Origin of the sequence: Acinetobacter sp. Q85-2 (assembly GCF_013420555.1) — a bacterium.
In the GTDB taxonomy this organism is placed as follows: Bacteria; Pseudomonadota; Gammaproteobacteria; order Pseudomonadales; family Moraxellaceae; genus Acinetobacter; species Acinetobacter indicus.
Genome location: NZ_VOXW01000007.1, coordinates 111,866 through 129,425 on the forward strand (window position 1 = coordinate 111,866; position 17,560 = coordinate 129,425).

Below are 17,560 nucleotides of genomic sequence, written 5' to 3' on the forward strand. Positions count from 1 at the left end.
TTGTTCCTCTAGCCGGTTACGGTGCAGATGCGGGCAGAGACTGGAAAGCTTGACGCAGCACAGCCGGATCAGGATGATTCTGGATTGGATCATCCGGATAATAGGCAATGTGCTTCACACCGGCCTGATAGAGTTTCTGAATTGTTTCCGCAATTTCCGCAGATGGAATTTTATTGCCACTGCGCCAGTCGACCGCCTGCAATTCAAACACCGTTTTACGCAGCCCTTGCGGATACTGCTGCACCCGACTCAATAGCTGCTGATAAAACTGCGCCGGATCATCGACCTGTTCCATATATGGCATGGCCATAATCGCGGTAAAGTCATAACGGTTTAGCGACTGTTCCAGCGACTGGGCATACCAGTTTTCTGAATAGGCCGATAGTGCCACCTGTGCATACAGGTTACGCGAGGTCTGCAAATAAGGCTGATACTGACGTACGGTCTCGGCCAACTCCATGGCAAAATCATCAATCACTTTGACTTTATAAGCTGTCCATTTCTGTAAGGCGGCATCATCAGCACGCAGTTGTGCCAGATCAGTCGCTAAGCCCTGCTGCTGATAGGCCTTTTTGGCCCAGCTGCTGGCATCTTCATAATCGGACAAGGTGGCATCATCATGGAAAATAATGCCGTTGAACTGTGCCGATTTGGCTAGATCTTCATAAATGCCTTTAATGGTGTTGCGGGCGCGCGGCGAAAATGGGCTTAAACGGTGATAGCCCATGTTCAGATGCTTACCGCTATGCGGCTGCTCGGTTTGCACCAGATCTTGGGCCACCGGATTCGAGACCGGTAATTCCCAGGCAAATACCGGCATCCAGGCATAGACACGACGTACCTGAGTCCGGGTCTGGATTTGCCAGGCCACACGGTTAAACAGGTCGGCACGCATTGGAATATAACGGTTCGGGAAATAGACCAGATCGGCCGAGCCATTGCCATCCGGATCAGAAAATGCCTGCAAATATACGGTATTGACGCCAATCTGCTGAATCCGGTCCAGCAATAAGCCTAAATTACGTTCCTGCTGCTGCGGGTCCGGATCATAAATATAGTCAATATCGACATGCATGATCTTTTGCGGACGATCATTGTCCGTGCGCTGCTGCTGATGTTTCTGGATTTCTTTGGCCAGTAGCGCTGCATCCATGTGTTTTTGAATCAGGATTCGCGGCAATCTGGAAAAACTGTTTACAGGTTGATTCTCGGCATCATCTAGCGTCAGGCTGATTGGCATCTTCAGTTTTTCGGCAATTTTTACCGTATGCAAGTTATAGCGACCATAGGGCCAGACCATAATTTTGGGCGCTTTCAGGCCATGTTTTTGCAACAGGCGCTGATTGGCTTTTAAGTCCTGCTGAATACGTTTCTGATAAGCGTTGTTATCTTCATAACGCTGCTGCTGCGGAAAATAGGCACGTGCTACGGTGGCTGGCAATTCATTGCCCTGCGGATTGGCCACAATGCCTTTATGCAGGTCATAACTGTGGCTGGCAATTTCCACCAGACCGCTGGCCTGTAATTCTTTTAACTGTGCCCAGCTTAAAAAATGCTGGCGTGACACCAGTTGCCCGCCAAAATTAACCTGTTGCTGTTCTGCTGGTTCTAACCAGCGCCCAACCACCGACAACACGGCCGGAATATTCCGCTGTTTTAAAACAGGATAGACATGCTGATAAAAACTTTGATAGCCATCATCAAAACTGAGCAAGACTGATTTTTCCGGTAGCGCCTTGTTGTGTTGCTGTGCCTCTAACAGTTGCTGACTGCCAATAAACTGAAAGCCATTTTGTACCAGCCAGTCCAGATGCTGCTGCAATTGTTTAGGCTCAATCGCATATTCAGGCATTAACGGTTGTGGTTCAGAAGTGACTTCGTGGTAGGCAAGGATCGTCAAGTTTTTCATTTCATTTCCCGCCTGTGCCCAACCCATGAGCATACTACAAAGAAAGAAAACAAAAATCTGGACCGCTTTAATAAACTGAAATAGAGGAGACATAAGGCGCGCGGAATTCATGGTACAGACAAGAAGATACGATGCTACATTCGAGCAATTGCGCAGATTCAACCATTATTTTATTATTATTTGTGTATACATTTGTTAGTTAATCCCGTTTTTTTGCTTTTTGCCCTTGCTTTCAAAATAAAGCAATAAAATATTTATCATTTTATATCATTCACTTAGTTTTACTTATTTTTTAGCCACCCGCCAACGGGTCAGTTGATAATTTTCTAAAGTGTATAGGCTTTTCTAAGCCCAAAATGCGACCTGGTTTTCACTTTTAAATTCTCACTATTTGATACTGAAGCATTTTTCAAAACGCTAATACATCTGCAAAAATGGAAATGTGGAGATCATTTTGAGCTGAAGATTCACCGCTAAAATAGTATGGATTGAGTCATCTAGATAATTGGAAGTGGGCCGATGAAATCATGCCCTTTCCCCTTCCTTCTCTGGCATATTGTGCAGGCTTAAGGTTTAATGACATTTACCCCAAGTGCACATGGAGAAAAGATGCAAACGCTCGTATGCTATAAACAGCTACCGATCTGGACACAAGACACTATCCCGCCTGGCTTTTTACGCCAGCACAATACCAAAGCCGGCACTTGGGCCCAACTGAAGGTTTTAAAAGGTGAATTACATTTTGCCTTGCTCGATGAAGCAGGCACGCTGTTGTCTGAACATCTGTTTAGCCCGGAACAGCAACCGCCCATGCTTGAGCCGCAAGTGTGGCACAAGATTGTTTCGGCCAGTGCCGATGTCGAATGTCAGCTCAGCTTTTATTGCACAGCCAATGACTACTTTGCCAAAAAATATAAACTGACCCCGACCCATTCAGAAATTCTGGCCGCACAGCCATCTTTACAGGGCAACACGGCGCTGGATGTTGGCTGTGGCAGTGGTCGTAATGCGCTGTTTTTAAGTCAGCACGGTTTTCAGGTCGATGCCTGGGATGTCAATGCCCAAAGTCTGGAGCGCCTGAACGAGATTATTCAGCAGGAACAGATTCAGAACATTCATACCACGCTACGGGATTTAAATATTAATCCACAGATTCAGGGTCAATACGATTTTGTGTATTGCACGGTGGTGATGATGTTTTTACAACCCGACACCATCCCGACTCTAATTCGGCAGATGCAGCAGGCCACCAAAGCTGGCGGCCTCAACCTGATTGTTTGTGCAATGGATAGTGAGGATTATCCGGTTCAACCGGACTTCCCTTTTAGCTTTAAAGCCGAAGAGTTAAAGGCTTATTATGAGGGCTGGAATTTGCTGAAATACAATGAAAATATCGGTGAACTGCACCGTGTCGATGAGCAAGGCAAGCGTATTCAACAGCGCTTTGCGACATTATTGGCACAGAAAACAGCGTAAAATTTACCTTTACCATGTAAAAGCTGATCGTCTAGATGAGGGTCTGCTTTAGAGGAGGACTACAAAACAGTGATGGTCAGCAAGTTTAAGAACTTGCTGATGATTCAATAATTATTGGATAAAACGAATAAGAAAATGTTACAGCAGATATTCCCAGATCACATAGCCCAGACCAAAACCAATCAATGAATACAGTGTAATAATAAAGAAGACAAAACTCGCGCTATTTTTCTTTTTTAAAAAGCTCATTGTGATCTCAACGGTAAAATCTGTTGTCACATCTTACCCCCAGTTTAAGGATTTTTAAAGAGTGATCCTAGACAGTATTGTGGACAGTCGGTCCCTCTAAACTCTTAAAATGTTTCTGTTCAAATGCTTCTGGGCTTAACCAGCCGTTTGCGGAATGCCTTCTGACCCGATTGTAATAAATCTCAATATAGTCAAACAAGACAGCAGTCGCCTCTTTTCGAGTGGCAAACACACTGCCATGTATCACATGACCTTTCAATGTATGAAAGAAGCTTTCGGTCACTGCATTATCCCAACAGTTCCCCCTGCGTGACATACTTTGAATACAGTTATTCGTTAATAATAGCACCCTAAAATCACGACTACAGTACTGTGAGCCTGAGAAGCACTGCTTCGCAAGGGAATGCACCATGACACCCGTTGGATAACCCTGACGAGCCATTGCACAATTAAATGCATCACACACCAATTGACGGTCTATTCGATGGCTGGTTTGCCAACCCACAATACGACGACTAAATAGATCCAGCATCACACATAAATACAGCCAACCTTGCGTGGTACGGATGTAGGTAATATCCGTTGTCCAAACCTTGTTAGGCTGAATGACTGTAAATTGACGCTCCAACAGATTTGGTGCTGTAGGCAAACGATGGTTTGAATCTGTCGTATGCTTGTATTTACGTGCAATCCTGCTACGTAAACCAAGCTTTTTAAGCATTCTTCCAACGGTTCGTTCGCTCATGCTGTAACCTAAATCATGCATGTCATGTACCAATGAAGGTGCACCCAATCGTGCATGATGCTGCCAATATACGGCTTTTAAATCATTATATTTTTGCGCTGTATTGGCCTGGCGTTTTCGCCAGGCATAATAGCCTGAAGTGCTGACACCCAGGCATTTACAGACAGAAGATACAGTGACTCCATTCACAGCTAGATCTTGAATTACCGTGTACTTTTCTTGGAATGATCTGTCAGAAAGTACACATGCGCTTTTTTTAAGATGTCATTGGCTTCCCTGAGCTGTTTGACTTCTTTCTCTAATTCCAAGATCCGCTGTTGTTCTGGTGAAAGTTGACGTTTGCTTGAACCTGCCGGATTGGTTTCACGAATCCATTTATCTAATGTTGAATAACCCACACCTAATTTCTGGGCGATTGCAGCTACAGACTCGTGTGAGTTTGAAAGTGCATAATCAATTGCTTGCTGTTTAAATTCAGGACTAAAACGTTTAGCCATTTCGGATAAGAACAAGCAAGAAATTGCAAAATTAAGCGTGGCACACACAGCATAAGGCCACTGATATTTCTACTTGTTGGAATAAAAATGTGGCAAAAATGTGGCAAATAAAAAAGCTACTTACATAAGTGGCTGATTTATAAAATAAATTCTGGTGGAGGTGGCGGGAGTTGAACCCGCGTCCGCCAACACTACGCTCGAGAATACTACATGCTTAGATATCGTCTATTGTTTTAACACTTTAAGACCCGACGAACAGGGTTCAAAGTGCGATCCTCTAAGTTTGGTATAAAGCCCCGAGGCTTGGCTCTATACGGACTTGTGTGCGTTCGCTTCAGTCGGGTTCACTGACCACAAGTATTCAGTGAAGCGGACAAGCGGCCCTTAGGCAGCTAGAGCGTAAGTTTCGTCGTTTGCGACTATTTAAATGCAAATTTGATTTACGAGAGAAAATGCGCTCTCGGCATGCATCTATGAGTTTCATCATCAGCGTCGAAGCCAATAACACCCCCAGACTACAGCGCCATCATAGCATAAAAGTTGAAAATTACGAGATCATTTCACAACTATTCACCGCAAGATCTGCGCTTAATAACATAATTGCGCTAATATTTTAAATTTCAAGTCAGATAACAGTATAAATTATGACTTATTTACTCGCCCTTGATCAGGGCACGACCTCAAGTCGCGCGATTATTTTTAATGAACATGGACAGGTTCAGGCCAGCGCGCAACGCGAAACCCAAATCAACACCCCGCAATCCGGCTGGGTGGAACAGGATGCCCAGGAAATCTGGAGCAGCCAGATGGCTGTGGTGCAACAGGCGCTGGCGTCCGCACGGATTCTGGCCAAAGATATTCAGGCCATTGGCCTCACCAACCAGCGGGAAACCACTATCGTCTGGGACAAACGCAATGGTCAGCCCTTGGCGCCGGCCATCATCTGGCAAGACCGGCGCGCAGCCAACTGGTGTAATCAGCTGCTGCAACAGGGACTGCAACAAAAAATACAGCAGACCACCGGATTATTAATTGACCCTTATTTTAGTGCCGGCAAGCTGGTCTGGTTGCTTAAGCATATTCCCGGTCTGGCCGAACTGGCAGCGCAAGGTCATGTTGCCTTTGGTACCGTCGATAGCTGGCTAATCTGGAACCTGACCCAAGGCGCCGAGCATGTAATTGAAGTCAGCAATGCCTCACGCACCATGCTCATGAATTTACAGACCCAAAGCTGGGATGAAGAATTGCTGCAACTGTTTCAGATTCCCGCTTCGGTCTTACCAAAAATCATCAGTTCCGACCATTATGTGGCCGATACCGCTGCCGGCTTACTCGGCGCCCGACTTCCAATCAGCGGCATTCTGGGCGATCAGCAATCTGCCCTGTTCGGCCAGTCCTGCTTTGAGCCGGGCATGGCCAAAAACACTTATGGTACCGGCTGCTTTATGCTGTTTAATACCGGTTCGACACTGCAATACAGCCAGAATAAACTGCTCAGCACCTTGGCCTGGCAATGCCAGAACCAGACCCATTATGCGCTTGAAGGCAGTGTGTTTATGGCTGGTGCGATTGTGCAATGGCTACGCGATGGTTTGGGCATCATTCAACAGAGTGCCGAGGTCGAACAGCTGGCCAGTCAGGTCCGCGATACCGATGGCGTGGTGCTGGTGCCGGCTTTTACCGGTCTAGGTGCGCCGCATTGGGACAGTGATGCACGTGCCCTGCTCTGCGGTATGTCGCGTGGCACTCACAAAGCCCATATCGCCCGGGCAGCGCTTGAAGCAATTGCCTTTCAGGTGGCCGATGTTCTCAGCGCGATGCAGTCAGATATTCAGCAACCGCTCAAAGAATTACGGGTCGATGGCGGCGCCAGCTGTAATGATATGCTAATGCAGTTTCAGGCCGATCTGCTCAATGTGCCAGTGTTAAGGCCGCAAATGCGAGAATCCACCGCCTGGGGCGCAGCGGCAATGGCCGGGCTTAAATCCGGGGTATTTAATAGCTTAAGTGATATTGCTGATAACTGGCAGCTGGAACGCGCGTTTGAACCCGGCATGGGAGAAGATCAGCGCCAGGCACATTTACAAAAATGGCAACAGGCGTTAAAACGTGCCCGTTCTGATCTTTAAACGGTGCACATCCTGCGAAATCGCTCAAGCTTGATTTTTACGCTATTCACCGCGACTGATCCAAATAAAAAACAGGCCCGATTGAGCCTGTTTTTTTATCTGCCAATCAATCCATTTGGATTAATAAGCATAAGACGCAATTGCGGTGGCAATAGCTTTATGTTCATCATTGACCAGAGTCATGCGCATGGTACAGCCTTTACGGCCCAAACGCAGGGTTTCAGCACGGGCCGTAAAATATTTGCCTCGCCCCGGCGCCAGATAATCCACCCGCATATCCACCGTGGCCAATCGGGTCACTTTCTTGATGGTATCAGGTAACTGCTCCGGCTCGGTGCGCTTATACAGCTCGCCCATCGCCACAATCCCGCCCACACTGTCCAGAATTGTCGCAGCCACCCCGCCATGTAAAATCTGGAAAGCCACATTGCCAATCAGCTGCGGCTGCATCTTGATATAGGCTTCAATCTGCTGATCCACCACGCGCATCTGCATACCGTTATGCTTAAAAAATGGTGAACTGTTAAAGGCCTGACACAATTGCTGTAAGACGACATCAATATCTACTTTCGAACCCAAATGAATGCCTCCGGTCCACTTTTTTGCCATATCGCTCATAAATTGGCCAATTACCTTAAATTGAGAAAAAACGCATGTATTTTGCCCCACAATCCTGTTTATGGGTCTACAATATTGCCTAGTTTAATACTGATCAGTGAGATTGTTATGACTTATACGTTCAATCGTCCCGCATTTCCTGCCACTCGTATGCGTCGTATCCGTAAAAATGACCAGCTACGTGCCATGGTGCGAGAAACCCAGCTCACGGTTGATCATCTCATTTATCCAGTATTTGTTTTACCCGGTCAAAACCAGACCCAAGATATTCCAAGCATGCCCAACATTCAGCGCCTGTCGGCCGATCTGCTGCTGAAAAAAGCCGAACGCCTGCTGGAACTGGGCGTGTCTAAACTGGCGCTGTTTCCGGTCACCCCACAAGAAGATAAAAGCCTGACCGCCGAAGCCGCCTGGCGCGAAGATGGCCTGGTACAAAGCACGGTCCGTTTACTGAAAAAAGAACTCCCGGAGATGGTGCTGATTACCGACGGCGCCCTCGATCCGTACACCACTCATGGTCAGGACGGCATTATTGATGACAGCGGTTATGTGCTGAATGATGAAACCGTAGCAGCCTTAATCAAGCAATGCTTAAGCCATGCCGAAGCCGGTGCCGATGTGGTGGCACCAAGTGACATGATGGATGGCCGTATTGGTGCTATCCGTCAGGCACTGGAAGCACAAGGTCATATCTATACCAACATCATGGCTTACTCGGCCAAATATGCTTCCAGCTTTTATGGCCCGTTCCGTGACGCCGTCGGCTCGGCCAGCAATTTAAAAGGCGGCAATAAATACAATTACCAGATGGATATTGGCAACCGTGCAGAAGCGCTGCATGAAATCGCGCTGGATATTCAGGAAGGCGCCGACATGGTGATTGTCAAACCAGGTATGCCGTATCTGGATATTGTCCGTGAAGTCAAAGATACCTTTGCTGTGCCAACCTTTGTTTATCAGGTCAGTGGCGAATACGCGATGCTGGCTGCTGCCATTCAAAATGGCTGGTTATCCGACAGCGTGATCATTGAATCGCTGATGAGCTGCCGCCGTGCCGGTGCCGATGGCATCTGGACCTACTTTGCAGAAGAAGCCGCACTCAAACTCAAAGACATGAAATAAGGATATTGCCACTGCAATGAAGCACATTGCCATGATTGGCGCCGGCATTAGTGGACTGATGTCGGCGCTGGAGCTCTTGGAACAGGGCTGCTCGGTCAGTATTTTTGATCAGCAGCAATCCGGTCAGGCCGCTTCCTGGGCCGGTGGTGGTATTCTCTCTCTAATGTATCCGTGGCGTTATCCGGCTGCGGTAAATGTGCTGGCGCAATCGGCCAAAACTGAATATCTGCGCTGGAATGCCAAACTTCAGCCTGACACCGGCATTGATTTTCAGATCCATGAAACCGGTATGCTGATTTTTGATGAAAGCGATTTTGACATTGGCCTGAATTTCGCCGAGCTGTTTCAGCAACCCATGCAGCAGGCAAAGCATCTGCACAGCGCCGAACTGCATCAGCTGAATCCGCATATTTCCGCACAGTTCCAGCAGGCCATCTATTTCCCGCAGCTGGCCAATGTGCGTAATCCGCGTTTATTACAGTCAATTCTGTGCTATTTAAAGCAGCATCCACGGGTGCAGCTGTTTGAACACTGCCCGATTGAACGCCTAGAACTGCACGGTCAGCAGGTATGCGCTATTGTTGATCAGGCCGGACAGCGTTATCAGGCCGATGACTATGTCTTGACCACCGGCGCCTGGTCAGCGCGCTGGGCCGAGCAGCTTGATGTACAGATTCCGGTACGTCCGGTGCATGGACAGATGGTGCTATTCAAAACTCCAGAAAACTGGCTGCCCACCATGTGCATGAATCAAGTCATGTATCTGATTCCGCGTCAGGACGGCCATATTGTCTGTGGTTCCAGTATGGCAGAACAGGGCTTTGATACCCGTTTGAATGCCGATACCACGGCCCATATTCTAGAGGCCAGCTATGCCATGGTGCCGGCCTTAAAAGACCTGCCAATCGTCAAGCAATGGGCCGGTTTACGCCCGGGCTCACCAGACGGCGGTATTCCCTATATTGGCTTGATGCCCGAGTTTGACAATCTGTGGGCCAATTTTGGCCATTTCCGTAATGGTCTGTGTATGGCGCCAGCCTCTGCACGTTTGCTGCGTCAACTGCTATTGGGCCAGACCCCGGATGTATCTCCTGAGGCTTATAGTCCGACCCGTTTACAGCGTGCTGCACTGGCCAGTTAAGATCGGATCGATTCCCCTACCCGAGATGAGGCGAAGGGAAATACACCAGATAATTTAGCCCTGATGCTGTGGGCCAAACATTCTGGCCGCCATTCGCTGCGCCTGTTTACCATAAAACCAGTACGTCAGCAGATACAGCGGAATGGCAATTAATAACCACATAATCACCACCACGCTTAAAAATTGCGGCTGCTGTAAATACAGCAGAAAATCCTGCCAGATGGTTGGATTCTGACGGGAAAAAATCCAGATGCCGAGTAATAAAAAGGCCAGATTATAGCCCCAGAAAATCAGGCTAAAACCTAAGGTCAGCTTTTTACGCTCGGCCTGAGACGGTGCGCGCTGCTGCTGTTTTAAAAATTTAAACAGCACCCAGATCATGGCAACCAAGTAAGGCACTGCGGTTAAAATGCCGCCCACACCTGCCGGTAACAATGCAGCCAGTACCCCGCAGATACAGGTAAAGATCAGACAGAAAAATAAAAACCAGAGAAAATAACGTGTTAGAGAAATCATTAAACTGTCTACCTGAGCCATAAGCAACTAGTATAAAAAAAATTGATTTTTTTTGCATGATCCTGTCAACCGTTGTGCCCGAACAGGCGTTATATAGGGCACAAGCTTCATCTCCGGCGAATTTGTAACGGCATCCACAAATTTTTCGGGAAGCTTTGCTAAAGCAATAAGCGAATGTGAATCAAGTTTTTGTATAGCAGCCAAATGCTTTGTTCATCGCACTTTTTATTTGGCCGACGATTTATCATCACTCGAATCGTCGGCTTTTATTTGTCTGGCCTTTGCTGGTGAGCAGCACTCATCTTCAGGACAATAAAGATTAAACCTTAGCGTTTTCTATCGGTACAGAATTTTAAATTTCGCCCTCAGCTATAGTATGCTTACCTAAAGCAAAACAGGTTGATGACATGGCAGTGCATTTTTTTCATACGTCAGATTGGCATTTGGGGCAATTTTTCCATAACCACGATCGTGAATATGAACATGCACAGTTTTTAGACTGGTTATTAGAACAAATCCAGGAAAAACAGCCGAATGCCCTGTTTATTGCCGGGGATATTTTTGATGTGATTAACCCGGCCTCCAGCGCGCAGCGCCAGCTGTACCAGTTTCTGGCCGATGCCCACGCCATTGCACCGCACATGCAGACCCTGATGATTGCCGGCAACCATGACTCCGGCTACCGCATTGAACAGGTGGAACCGTTGCTGGCCAAGTTTAAGGCCAAGGCGGTTGGGGTGATTCAGCGCAATGCCGACAACCAGCTGGATCTCGACCGTTTACTGGTACCAATTTATGATGCCGAAAATACGATTATTGCCTGGTGTCTGACCCTGCCGTTTTTGCGCACTGCGGAAATTACCGGACTGAATGAGCAGACCCAGAACGCCCAGAATGCGATTGCCTATTTACATCAGCAGTTGATTGCCGAAGCCAAACGCCGTAAAACGGAAGATCAGGCACTAATCCTGATGTCACATGCGCATATGCAAGGTGGCGAAACCTCAGATTCAGAACGGCCGATCATTATTGGTCATGAAGAAGCACTTTCCACTGCCCTATTTGATGATGTGATTGACTATGTCGCGCTGGGGCATCTGCATAAACCGCAAAAAGTCCAGCATCCACATATCCGCTATAGCGGCTCTCCAATTCCGCTGTCTTTTAGTGAAATCCAGTACAAGCATCAGGTGCTCGAGGTCAAGATTGACCCGCAGGCTGCGCCCGAACAGCGCCTGCAACTGGGCTCACTGCTGATTCCGCGCAGTGTACAGCTGCACCGTATTCGCGGCAGTCTGGATGAAGTGTTTCAGCAACTGAAAGCCCTCCCGCAAGGTACGGTGGAACGCATCTGCCAGCGTGATTATCTGGAAATTGAATACAGCACCGATGTACCACCACCGGTCGATTTACGCCAGCAGATTGAACAGACCTTACCGGAACAGCGCTATCGCCTGTTACGCATTTGCCGGGTCTACACCCCACAGGAAGATCAGGCCGCAGATCAGTCCAAAATTGATCTGGCCCCGCCCACACCGGACAGCTTATTCAAACAGTTGTGGAGCAAAATGGGCTATCAGCCGGATGCCTCGGTCGAGCGAGATTTTATGCAGCTGCTGATTGAAGCGCAGCATAGCCTTGAACAAGAACAGCCATAAGGATCAGACATGAAAATTTTACGTTTAAGTCTGAATAATCTGGCTTCTATTGCCGGCACCCAGGACATCAACTTTGAAAGCGCACCGCTGGCTCATGCCGGACTGATTGCGATTACCGGAAAAACTGGGGCCGGTAAATCGACCCTGCTCGATGCCATGTGTCTGGCGCTGTATGACCAGATTCCGCGCTTAAACGGCGCTGCCGGGGCGCTTAAAGATGCCAGCGGTCAGGGCATCTCGATTAAAGATTCTAAAAATATTCTGCGCCGCGGCTGTACCCAAGGCTTTGCCGAACTGGAATTTATTGCGCTGGATCAAAAGCGTTATCTGGCACGCTGGGAAGTGCGCCGCGCCCGTAACAAGGTCGATGGCAATTTAAAAGTCGAACGCGCGATTACCGCTGTGGAAGATCAGCGCGTGCTGACCCAGAAAATTTCGGAATGCACCCCGACTGTTGAAAAGCTGATTGGGCTGAGTTTTGAGCAGTTTACCCGCGCCGTCTTGCTGGCCCAGTCTGAAGTGGGTGCGTTTTTAAAGGCCAAAGATCAGGACCGCGCCGACTTGCTGGAATATCTGACCAATTCCCATATTTTCAGTCTGGTCAGTCAGAAAGCCTTTGAAAAAATCCGCCAGATTCGCAGCGAAAAAGAACAGTTACAACAACTGATGGGGCATATTGAGTTGCTTAGTGATGAGCAGCTACAAGCCCTGCAACAGCAGCATGCCCAGAGCAAACTGAGTCTGCATGAAAAACTGCAAAGCGAAAAACTGCTGTTGAATGATTTAAGTTGGTACAAGCAGCAACATCGTCTGCACAGTGAAATTCAGGCCAAAAAAGAATTTTATCTGGTGCAGGTCGATGCCAACCAGAAAATGCAGCCGCAGCGTGACCTGCTGGCGCAGCTGGACCAGTTTCAGGAAATCCGTGAACAGTATCTGCAGCAGCGCCAGCAACAGTTGCAACAGCAACAGCTGGCGCAGCAACTTGAGCAATTCCAGCCGGAATTTCAACACTGTGAACAGCAGCATCAGCAGGCACAGCAGCAGCTGGAACAATTGCAGCACAGCGCGCAACAACAGCAGAAAGAACAGCTACAGTTACAACCCGTGTTAGAACAGGCACTACAGCTGGATGGCCAGATTGAGCATCTGATTCAGCGCTATAAAGAAGCCGATGCCCAGCTGAAACAGATTCAACATGAAAAAATTACGCCACTAACCACCCAGCAGCACGGCCAGCAACAGCACTTACAGCAGTTGCATATGCAGTTAGAACATCTGGAACAGCAATCAGTCCAGCATACCTTTCTGGCAGTATTTGACCGTGAGCCGCACAGTATTCTGCAACGCTTACAGCAATTTCAGAAATTACAACAACAGCTGCAGCAGCAGGCACCGGCACATGCGCACAGTTCACTGGCCCAGTTGCAACAGCAGCTAGATGATGTAAAACAGCAACAGGCCGATGCGCTCCAGCAGGCCGGCTCAATGGCTGAACTGGAACAGCAAGCAACAGAACTGGAACAGCAGCAGGTACAGCACCAGCAACACAGCCAGCAGCTGGAACAAGCCCTGTTCCTGTTACAACACATGCTGAACGAGCAGCAGGAACAGCAGCAATTACAGCAGCACATGACCCAGCTTCAGGCCGAGCTAAGCAGCTTGCAACAGGCGCAAACTGAAGCACAGCAGCACTACCAGAATGCCCAGACGGCACGTGAACAGCTGGAACAGATTTTTGCCCAGCAGCGTTTATTGCAGGCACAAAGTGTGCAGGAGTTGCGTCAGCAGCTGCAAGCAGAACAGCCGTGTATGGTCTGCGGTAGCACTGAGCATCCATTTGTCAGTCATCAGGATTTGCTGGAATCTGCACTGCAGTCGGTGCAGGACACCCAGTTACAACAGGCCCAGCAGCAGGAACAGCAGTGCCAGCAGCAGCTCCAGCAATTACAACTACAACATTCCAAACAGCAAACCCTGCTGGAACAGAAACAGCTACGCTCTAGCCAGCTTCAAGACAGTGTGCAACAGAAACTGCAGCAGGTTCAAAAGCTCAGCCCAAGCACACAGCTGGATGATACAGCACACGATCTGACCGCCTTGCAGACCACACTGCAACACAAGCTAAATCAGCAGCAACAGCAGTTACAGCAGCTAAAAACTCGCCAGCAACAGCTGAAAAGCCAGACCCAGCAGCTGCAACATTTGCAGCAACAGATTCAGTCCCTGCAGTTACTCTGTCAGCAATTCCAGCAGCTGGAACAACTGATTGAACCGGTTACCCAGGCACTGGAACCGGCCCAGCAAGCGCAATGGGCGAACCAGGCCGAGATGTGTCAGACTCTTATTGCCCTGCTGAGCAGCCGGACTCAATACCTGCAACAGCGCGAGCAATGCCTGCAACAGCAGCAGGAATTACAGCGCCAGATCAAAGACGGCGAACAGCAACTACAGTTCTATCAGCAGCAACAGCAACAGCTGAGCAATGACCTTACCCATGCACAAACTCAAGGCAGCCAGTTGCGCCAGCAGGTACGTGATCTCAGCCAGCAACATGCTGGACAGGTGCTGGATACCGGCAAAGCCTGGCAGCAGCTGTTACGAGAGCAGCAGCAACAACTCCAGCAGCAGGTAGAACAGCAACACCTGCACTGCCGTCAGCTGGAACAGCAATTCCAGCAGGCGCAGCTGAAACAGCAAGACCTGCATACACGCCAGCAGCAGCTTCTGGAAAGTGTACAGCAGCTACAGCACAACATTCAGCAGTGGCAAAGCCAGCATCCACAGTTCACTGCCGAGAAGATTGAGCAGTGTCTGGGTATTGATCTGGCCAGCTGGCAGGCCATGCGTCAGGCCATCCAGCAACAGCAGCAAGCCATGCTCAGTGCACAAAGTGCGCTGGATGTATTGCAGGAGCAATTCCAGCAGCATCAGGCCCAGCAACCAACTGCCAGCTATGATGAGGTGACCACCCAACTGGAACAGCTGGAACAAGAAAAAAACAGCTTGCAGGAGCAGTTTAACCAGCTGGAAACCCAGTTACGCATGCAGCAACAGGCGCAGGCACAACTGTCCAAATTCCAGAGCCAGATTGAAAAAATTCAGGCTGAAGAATATCGCTGGGGCCGGATTGCCGATTTAATTGGCAGCAAGGAAGGCACCAAATTCCAGAAAATTGCCCAGGAACATCATCTGGATATTCTGGTGGAACATGCCAACCAGCAACTGCAGCCACTGGCGCCGCGTTATCAGCTACAACGTATTCCCAACAGTCTGGGCCTCGCGATTCTGGATCATGACATGAATGGCGAAATCCGGCCGGTACTGTCTTTATCGGGGGGTGAAACCTTCCTGGTATCACTGGCGCTGGCACTGGCCATTGCCAATATGGCCTCCGGCTCCATGAAACTGGAATCGCTGTTTATTGATGAAGGCTTTGGGACGCTCGATCCGGCCTCGCTACATATGGTGATGAACGCACTCGACCGGCTGCAAAGCCAGGGCCGTAAAGTGGTGCTGATTTCCCATATTCAGGAAATTCACGAACGGATTCCGGTCCAAATTCAGGTCAAACCAATTGGTGCTGGGGCCAGTACCCTGCAGATCGTAGGCTAGACCATGTTCTGGCACTATCGTCCGCTCTCGCCGCAGCTCAGCCTGCAGCTGGAAAGCCTGCGCGGATGGAGTGCCATTCTGGTGCTGTTCAGCCACTGTTTTCAGGCCTTTATTGGTCCGCTGGATCAAACCCTCTATTCGGGTGTGCGTCTGCTCGGACAAGCCGCAGTGATGATGTTCTTTGTTCTAAGCGGCTATCTGATTGGACATTCCATCCGTCACAATATCCATCGCCATCGACAGTTTTCAGGCTTGGCCTATAGCCGGCAACGCTGCCAGCGTATTCTGGGACCATTTTTATTTGCCATGTTGCTGACCTTGTTATTGTATGCACTGGCGCCCTATTTCTTTGCATCCGGCTCCCATAACATTGAGGCGAGCCAAAGCTTTATGATCCGGCACAGCTATGACATTAGTGCAGCCGATTTTCTCGGTTCACTGTTTTTCGTCAATGGTTTTGTAACGCCGACGGTATCGGCCAATGCTGCCCTCTGGAGCCTGAGCTATGAGGTCTGGTTTTATGTTCTGGCCGGCTGTCTGGTGACATTCAGACCTGGGAGCATCCTGCTGTTTTTAACCCTGCTGCTTGGCTTAAGCCTGCTCAATATCCAGTTCCTGATTTATTTTCTGGTCTGGTTGTTGGCTTTTGCTTTTGCTAGTCCGGCATGGAGCAAACAGATTCCAGCCGCCCAACTGCACTATTTTAAATCCGGTTTTCTGCTCTTGGCGGTGCTGATTGCCCTGTTTGATGCCTACCAGTTTCACTCCATTTATCTGGCGCAGTACTATACTGGCGAAAATTTCAGGCTGTTTAACCTGTGTATCGGGATTGCAGCGGCCTGCTGGCTGCTACAACTGGCGCGTGGTGAACGGCAGATTCAGGTGATCTGGCCGGCTTCCGCGCAGTTTTCCTATACCCTGTATATCACCCATTTCCCGTTGCTGATTTTTATCCTGGGCTGTTTTCCGTTTACGCTGCAGCACGGTTTAGGAGTAGCTCTGCTCAGCCTGATTATCACAATGGCGGTGCTGATTGGTTTTGCCTGGCTGGTGGCGCAAAAACTGGAGCCACCACGCCGGATTGAACGACACTTGTCCTAAGCAGACTGTGACACCAAAGAACAATCTGAATATTGTAATGCAGCATTATTTCGAATAATCGCGCGCACCAAATAATGCCGTACCAATCCGCACCATGGTCGAACCTGCGGCAATTGCTGCATTTAAATCACCGGACATGCCCATACTTAACGTATCCCAATCTGCAGGCTGTGCATGTTGCGCCTTGACCGTATCAAACAGTTGTTTGGCATCCTGAAAGGCGGCAGTGTTATTTGGTGCCGGAATCACCATCAGGCCACGTAAACGTAAATTCGGCAACCGACTGATCTGCTCGACCAGCGCCGGTACTTCAGCAGGGCTACAGCCATCTTTGCTATCCTGTCCATCAATATTGACCTGCAGGCAGATATTCAGTGGCGCCTGCTGATCGCTGCGCTGATTGGACAAGCGCTCAGCAATAATCAGCCGGTCTACCCCATGCACCCAGGCAAATTTTTCAGCCAGATGTTTGGTTTTGTTGCGCTGCACATGGCCAATAAAATGCCACTCAATCTCTAAATCCTGCAGCACCTCAATTTTTTCCAGCGCTTCCTGTAAATAGTTTTCGCCAAAGGCTCGCTGTCCGGTCTGGTACATTTCCTGCAACACAGCACTCGGATGGGTTTTGGAAACCGCCAGCAGCTGGACCTCTGCCGGGTCACGCTGCGCCTGCTGACAGGCATGCTGAATTTGTTCTAACACATGTTGACGCGATTTTTGCAGGCTATTCATTGATGCGGTTCTCATTTTCATTCATCTTTTTTACTTTGCCCTCGTGCTAGGT

At 48.9% G+C, this 17,560-nt stretch carries 13 protein-coding genes and 1 other RNA gene; 7 read left to right on the plus strand and 7 right to left on the minus strand.

What is annotated here, in order from left to right; translation table 11 throughout:
- Window positions 1-16: 16 nt before the first annotated feature.
- Complete coding sequence (gene pgaB / locus FTT68_RS05710) at window positions 17-1,942, minus strand: poly-beta-1,6-N-acetyl-D-glucosamine N-deacetylase PgaB (protein ID WP_228289517.1); 1,926 nt, start codon at window positions 1,940-1,942, stop codon at window positions 17-19.
- Window positions 1,943-2,518: 576 nt separating this feature from the next.
- Between pgaB and tehB the strand changes: the two genes are divergently transcribed.
- The gene (gene tehB / locus FTT68_RS05715) at window positions 2,519-3,385 is read left to right on the plus strand and encodes an SAM-dependent methyltransferase TehB (protein WP_180056375.1); all 867 of its coding nucleotides are present in this window, start codon (window positions 2,519-2,521) and stop codon (window positions 3,383-3,385) included.
- Between the two features lie 138 nt (window positions 3,386-3,523).
- Here the strand turns inward: tehB and FTT68_RS05720 are convergent, their stop codons facing one another.
- The 3 genes from FTT68_RS05720 to ssrA form a co-directional block, all read right to left on the minus strand.
- Window positions 3,524-3,634, minus strand: a complete 111-nt coding sequence (locus FTT68_RS05720; RefSeq protein ID WP_005179737.1) for a hypothetical protein — start codon at window positions 3,632-3,634, stop codon at window positions 3,524-3,526.
- Between the two features lie 67 nt (window positions 3,635-3,701).
- Window positions 3,702-4,876 (minus strand): IS3 family transposase gene (locus FTT68_RS05725; protein WP_168407313.1). Its coding sequence is split into 2 segments (ribosomal slippage): window positions 3,702-4,642 and window positions 4,642-4,876, totalling 1,176 coding nucleotides; the frame shifts between segments, so codons are not numbered across the junction.
- 152 nt (window positions 4,877-5,028) lie between these two features.
- Window positions 5,029-5,388, minus strand: a transfer-messenger RNA (tmRNA) gene (gene ssrA, locus FTT68_RS05730).
- A gap of 132 nt (window positions 5,389-5,520) precedes the next feature.
- On the opposite strand from ssrA, the gene glpK reads away from it, so the two are divergent.
- Window positions 5,521-7,005 carry a glycerol kinase GlpK gene (glpK, locus tag FTT68_RS05735; RefSeq protein WP_180056373.1) on the plus strand — a complete coding sequence of 495 codons (1,485 nt, stop codon included), beginning with the start codon at window positions 5,521-5,523 and terminating at the stop codon, window positions 7,003-7,005.
- A gap of 120 nt (window positions 7,006-7,125) precedes the next feature.
- On the opposite strand, the gene FTT68_RS05740 is transcribed toward glpK, so the two are convergent.
- Window positions 7,126-7,623 carry a thioesterase family protein gene (locus tag FTT68_RS05740; RefSeq protein WP_035363265.1) on the minus strand — a complete coding sequence of 166 codons (498 nt, stop codon included), beginning with the start codon at window positions 7,621-7,623 and terminating at the stop codon, window positions 7,126-7,128.
- A gap of 108 nt (window positions 7,624-7,731) precedes the next feature.
- Between FTT68_RS05740 and hemB the strand changes: the two genes are divergently transcribed.
- Together hemB and thiO are read left to right on the plus strand one after the other, a co-directional pair.
- A complete protein-coding gene (gene hemB, locus FTT68_RS05745) occupies window positions 7,732-8,745 on the plus strand; it encodes a porphobilinogen synthase (RefSeq protein ID WP_005179750.1) in 1,014 nt (337 codons plus the stop codon).
- Between the two features lie 16 nt (window positions 8,746-8,761).
- The gene (thiO, locus tag FTT68_RS05750) at window positions 8,762-9,886 is read left to right on the plus strand and encodes a glycine oxidase ThiO (protein WP_180056371.1); all 1,125 of its coding nucleotides are present in this window, start codon (window positions 8,762-8,764) and stop codon (window positions 9,884-9,886) included.
- Between the two features lie 54 nt (window positions 9,887-9,940).
- Here thiO and FTT68_RS05755 read toward each other — a convergent pair whose 3' ends face one another.
- Window positions 9,941-10,402, minus strand: coding sequence for an ABZJ_00895 family protein (locus tag FTT68_RS05755; protein WP_104495246.1), 462 nt, complete (start codon window positions 10,400-10,402; stop codon window positions 9,941-9,943).
- A 407-nt stretch (window positions 10,403-10,809) separates the two neighbouring features.
- Here FTT68_RS05755 and FTT68_RS05760 point away from each other — a divergent pair, with 407 nt between their 5' ends.
- Genes FTT68_RS05760 through FTT68_RS05770 form a run of 3 tightly spaced genes read left to right on the plus strand, consistent with a single transcriptional unit; the run spans window position 10,810 to window position 16,776 of the window.
- Window positions 10,810-12,060 (plus strand): exonuclease SbcCD subunit D C-terminal domain-containing protein, encoded by a 1,251-nt coding sequence (locus FTT68_RS05760; protein WP_180056369.1) that lies wholly within the window; start codon window positions 10,810-10,812, stop codon window positions 12,058-12,060.
- Window positions 12,061-12,069: 9 nt separating this feature from the next.
- The gene (locus tag FTT68_RS05765; RefSeq protein WP_180056368.1) at window positions 12,070-15,675 is read left to right on the plus strand and encodes an AAA family ATPase; all 3,606 of its coding nucleotides are present in this window, start codon (window positions 12,070-12,072) and stop codon (window positions 15,673-15,675) included.
- 3 nt (window positions 15,676-15,678) lie between these two features.
- The gene (locus tag FTT68_RS05770; protein WP_104489467.1) at window positions 15,679-16,776 is read left to right on the plus strand and encodes an acyltransferase; all 1,098 of its coding nucleotides are present in this window, start codon (window positions 15,679-15,681) and stop codon (window positions 16,774-16,776) included.
- Between the two features lie 45 nt (window positions 16,777-16,821).
- On the opposite strand, the gene FTT68_RS05775 is transcribed toward FTT68_RS05770, so the two are convergent.
- The gene (locus FTT68_RS05775; protein ID WP_180056577.1) at window positions 16,822-17,508 is read right to left on the minus strand and encodes a YggS family pyridoxal phosphate-dependent enzyme; all 687 of its coding nucleotides are present in this window, start codon (window positions 17,506-17,508) and stop codon (window positions 16,822-16,824) included.
- Window positions 17,509-17,560: the final 52 nt, after the last annotated feature.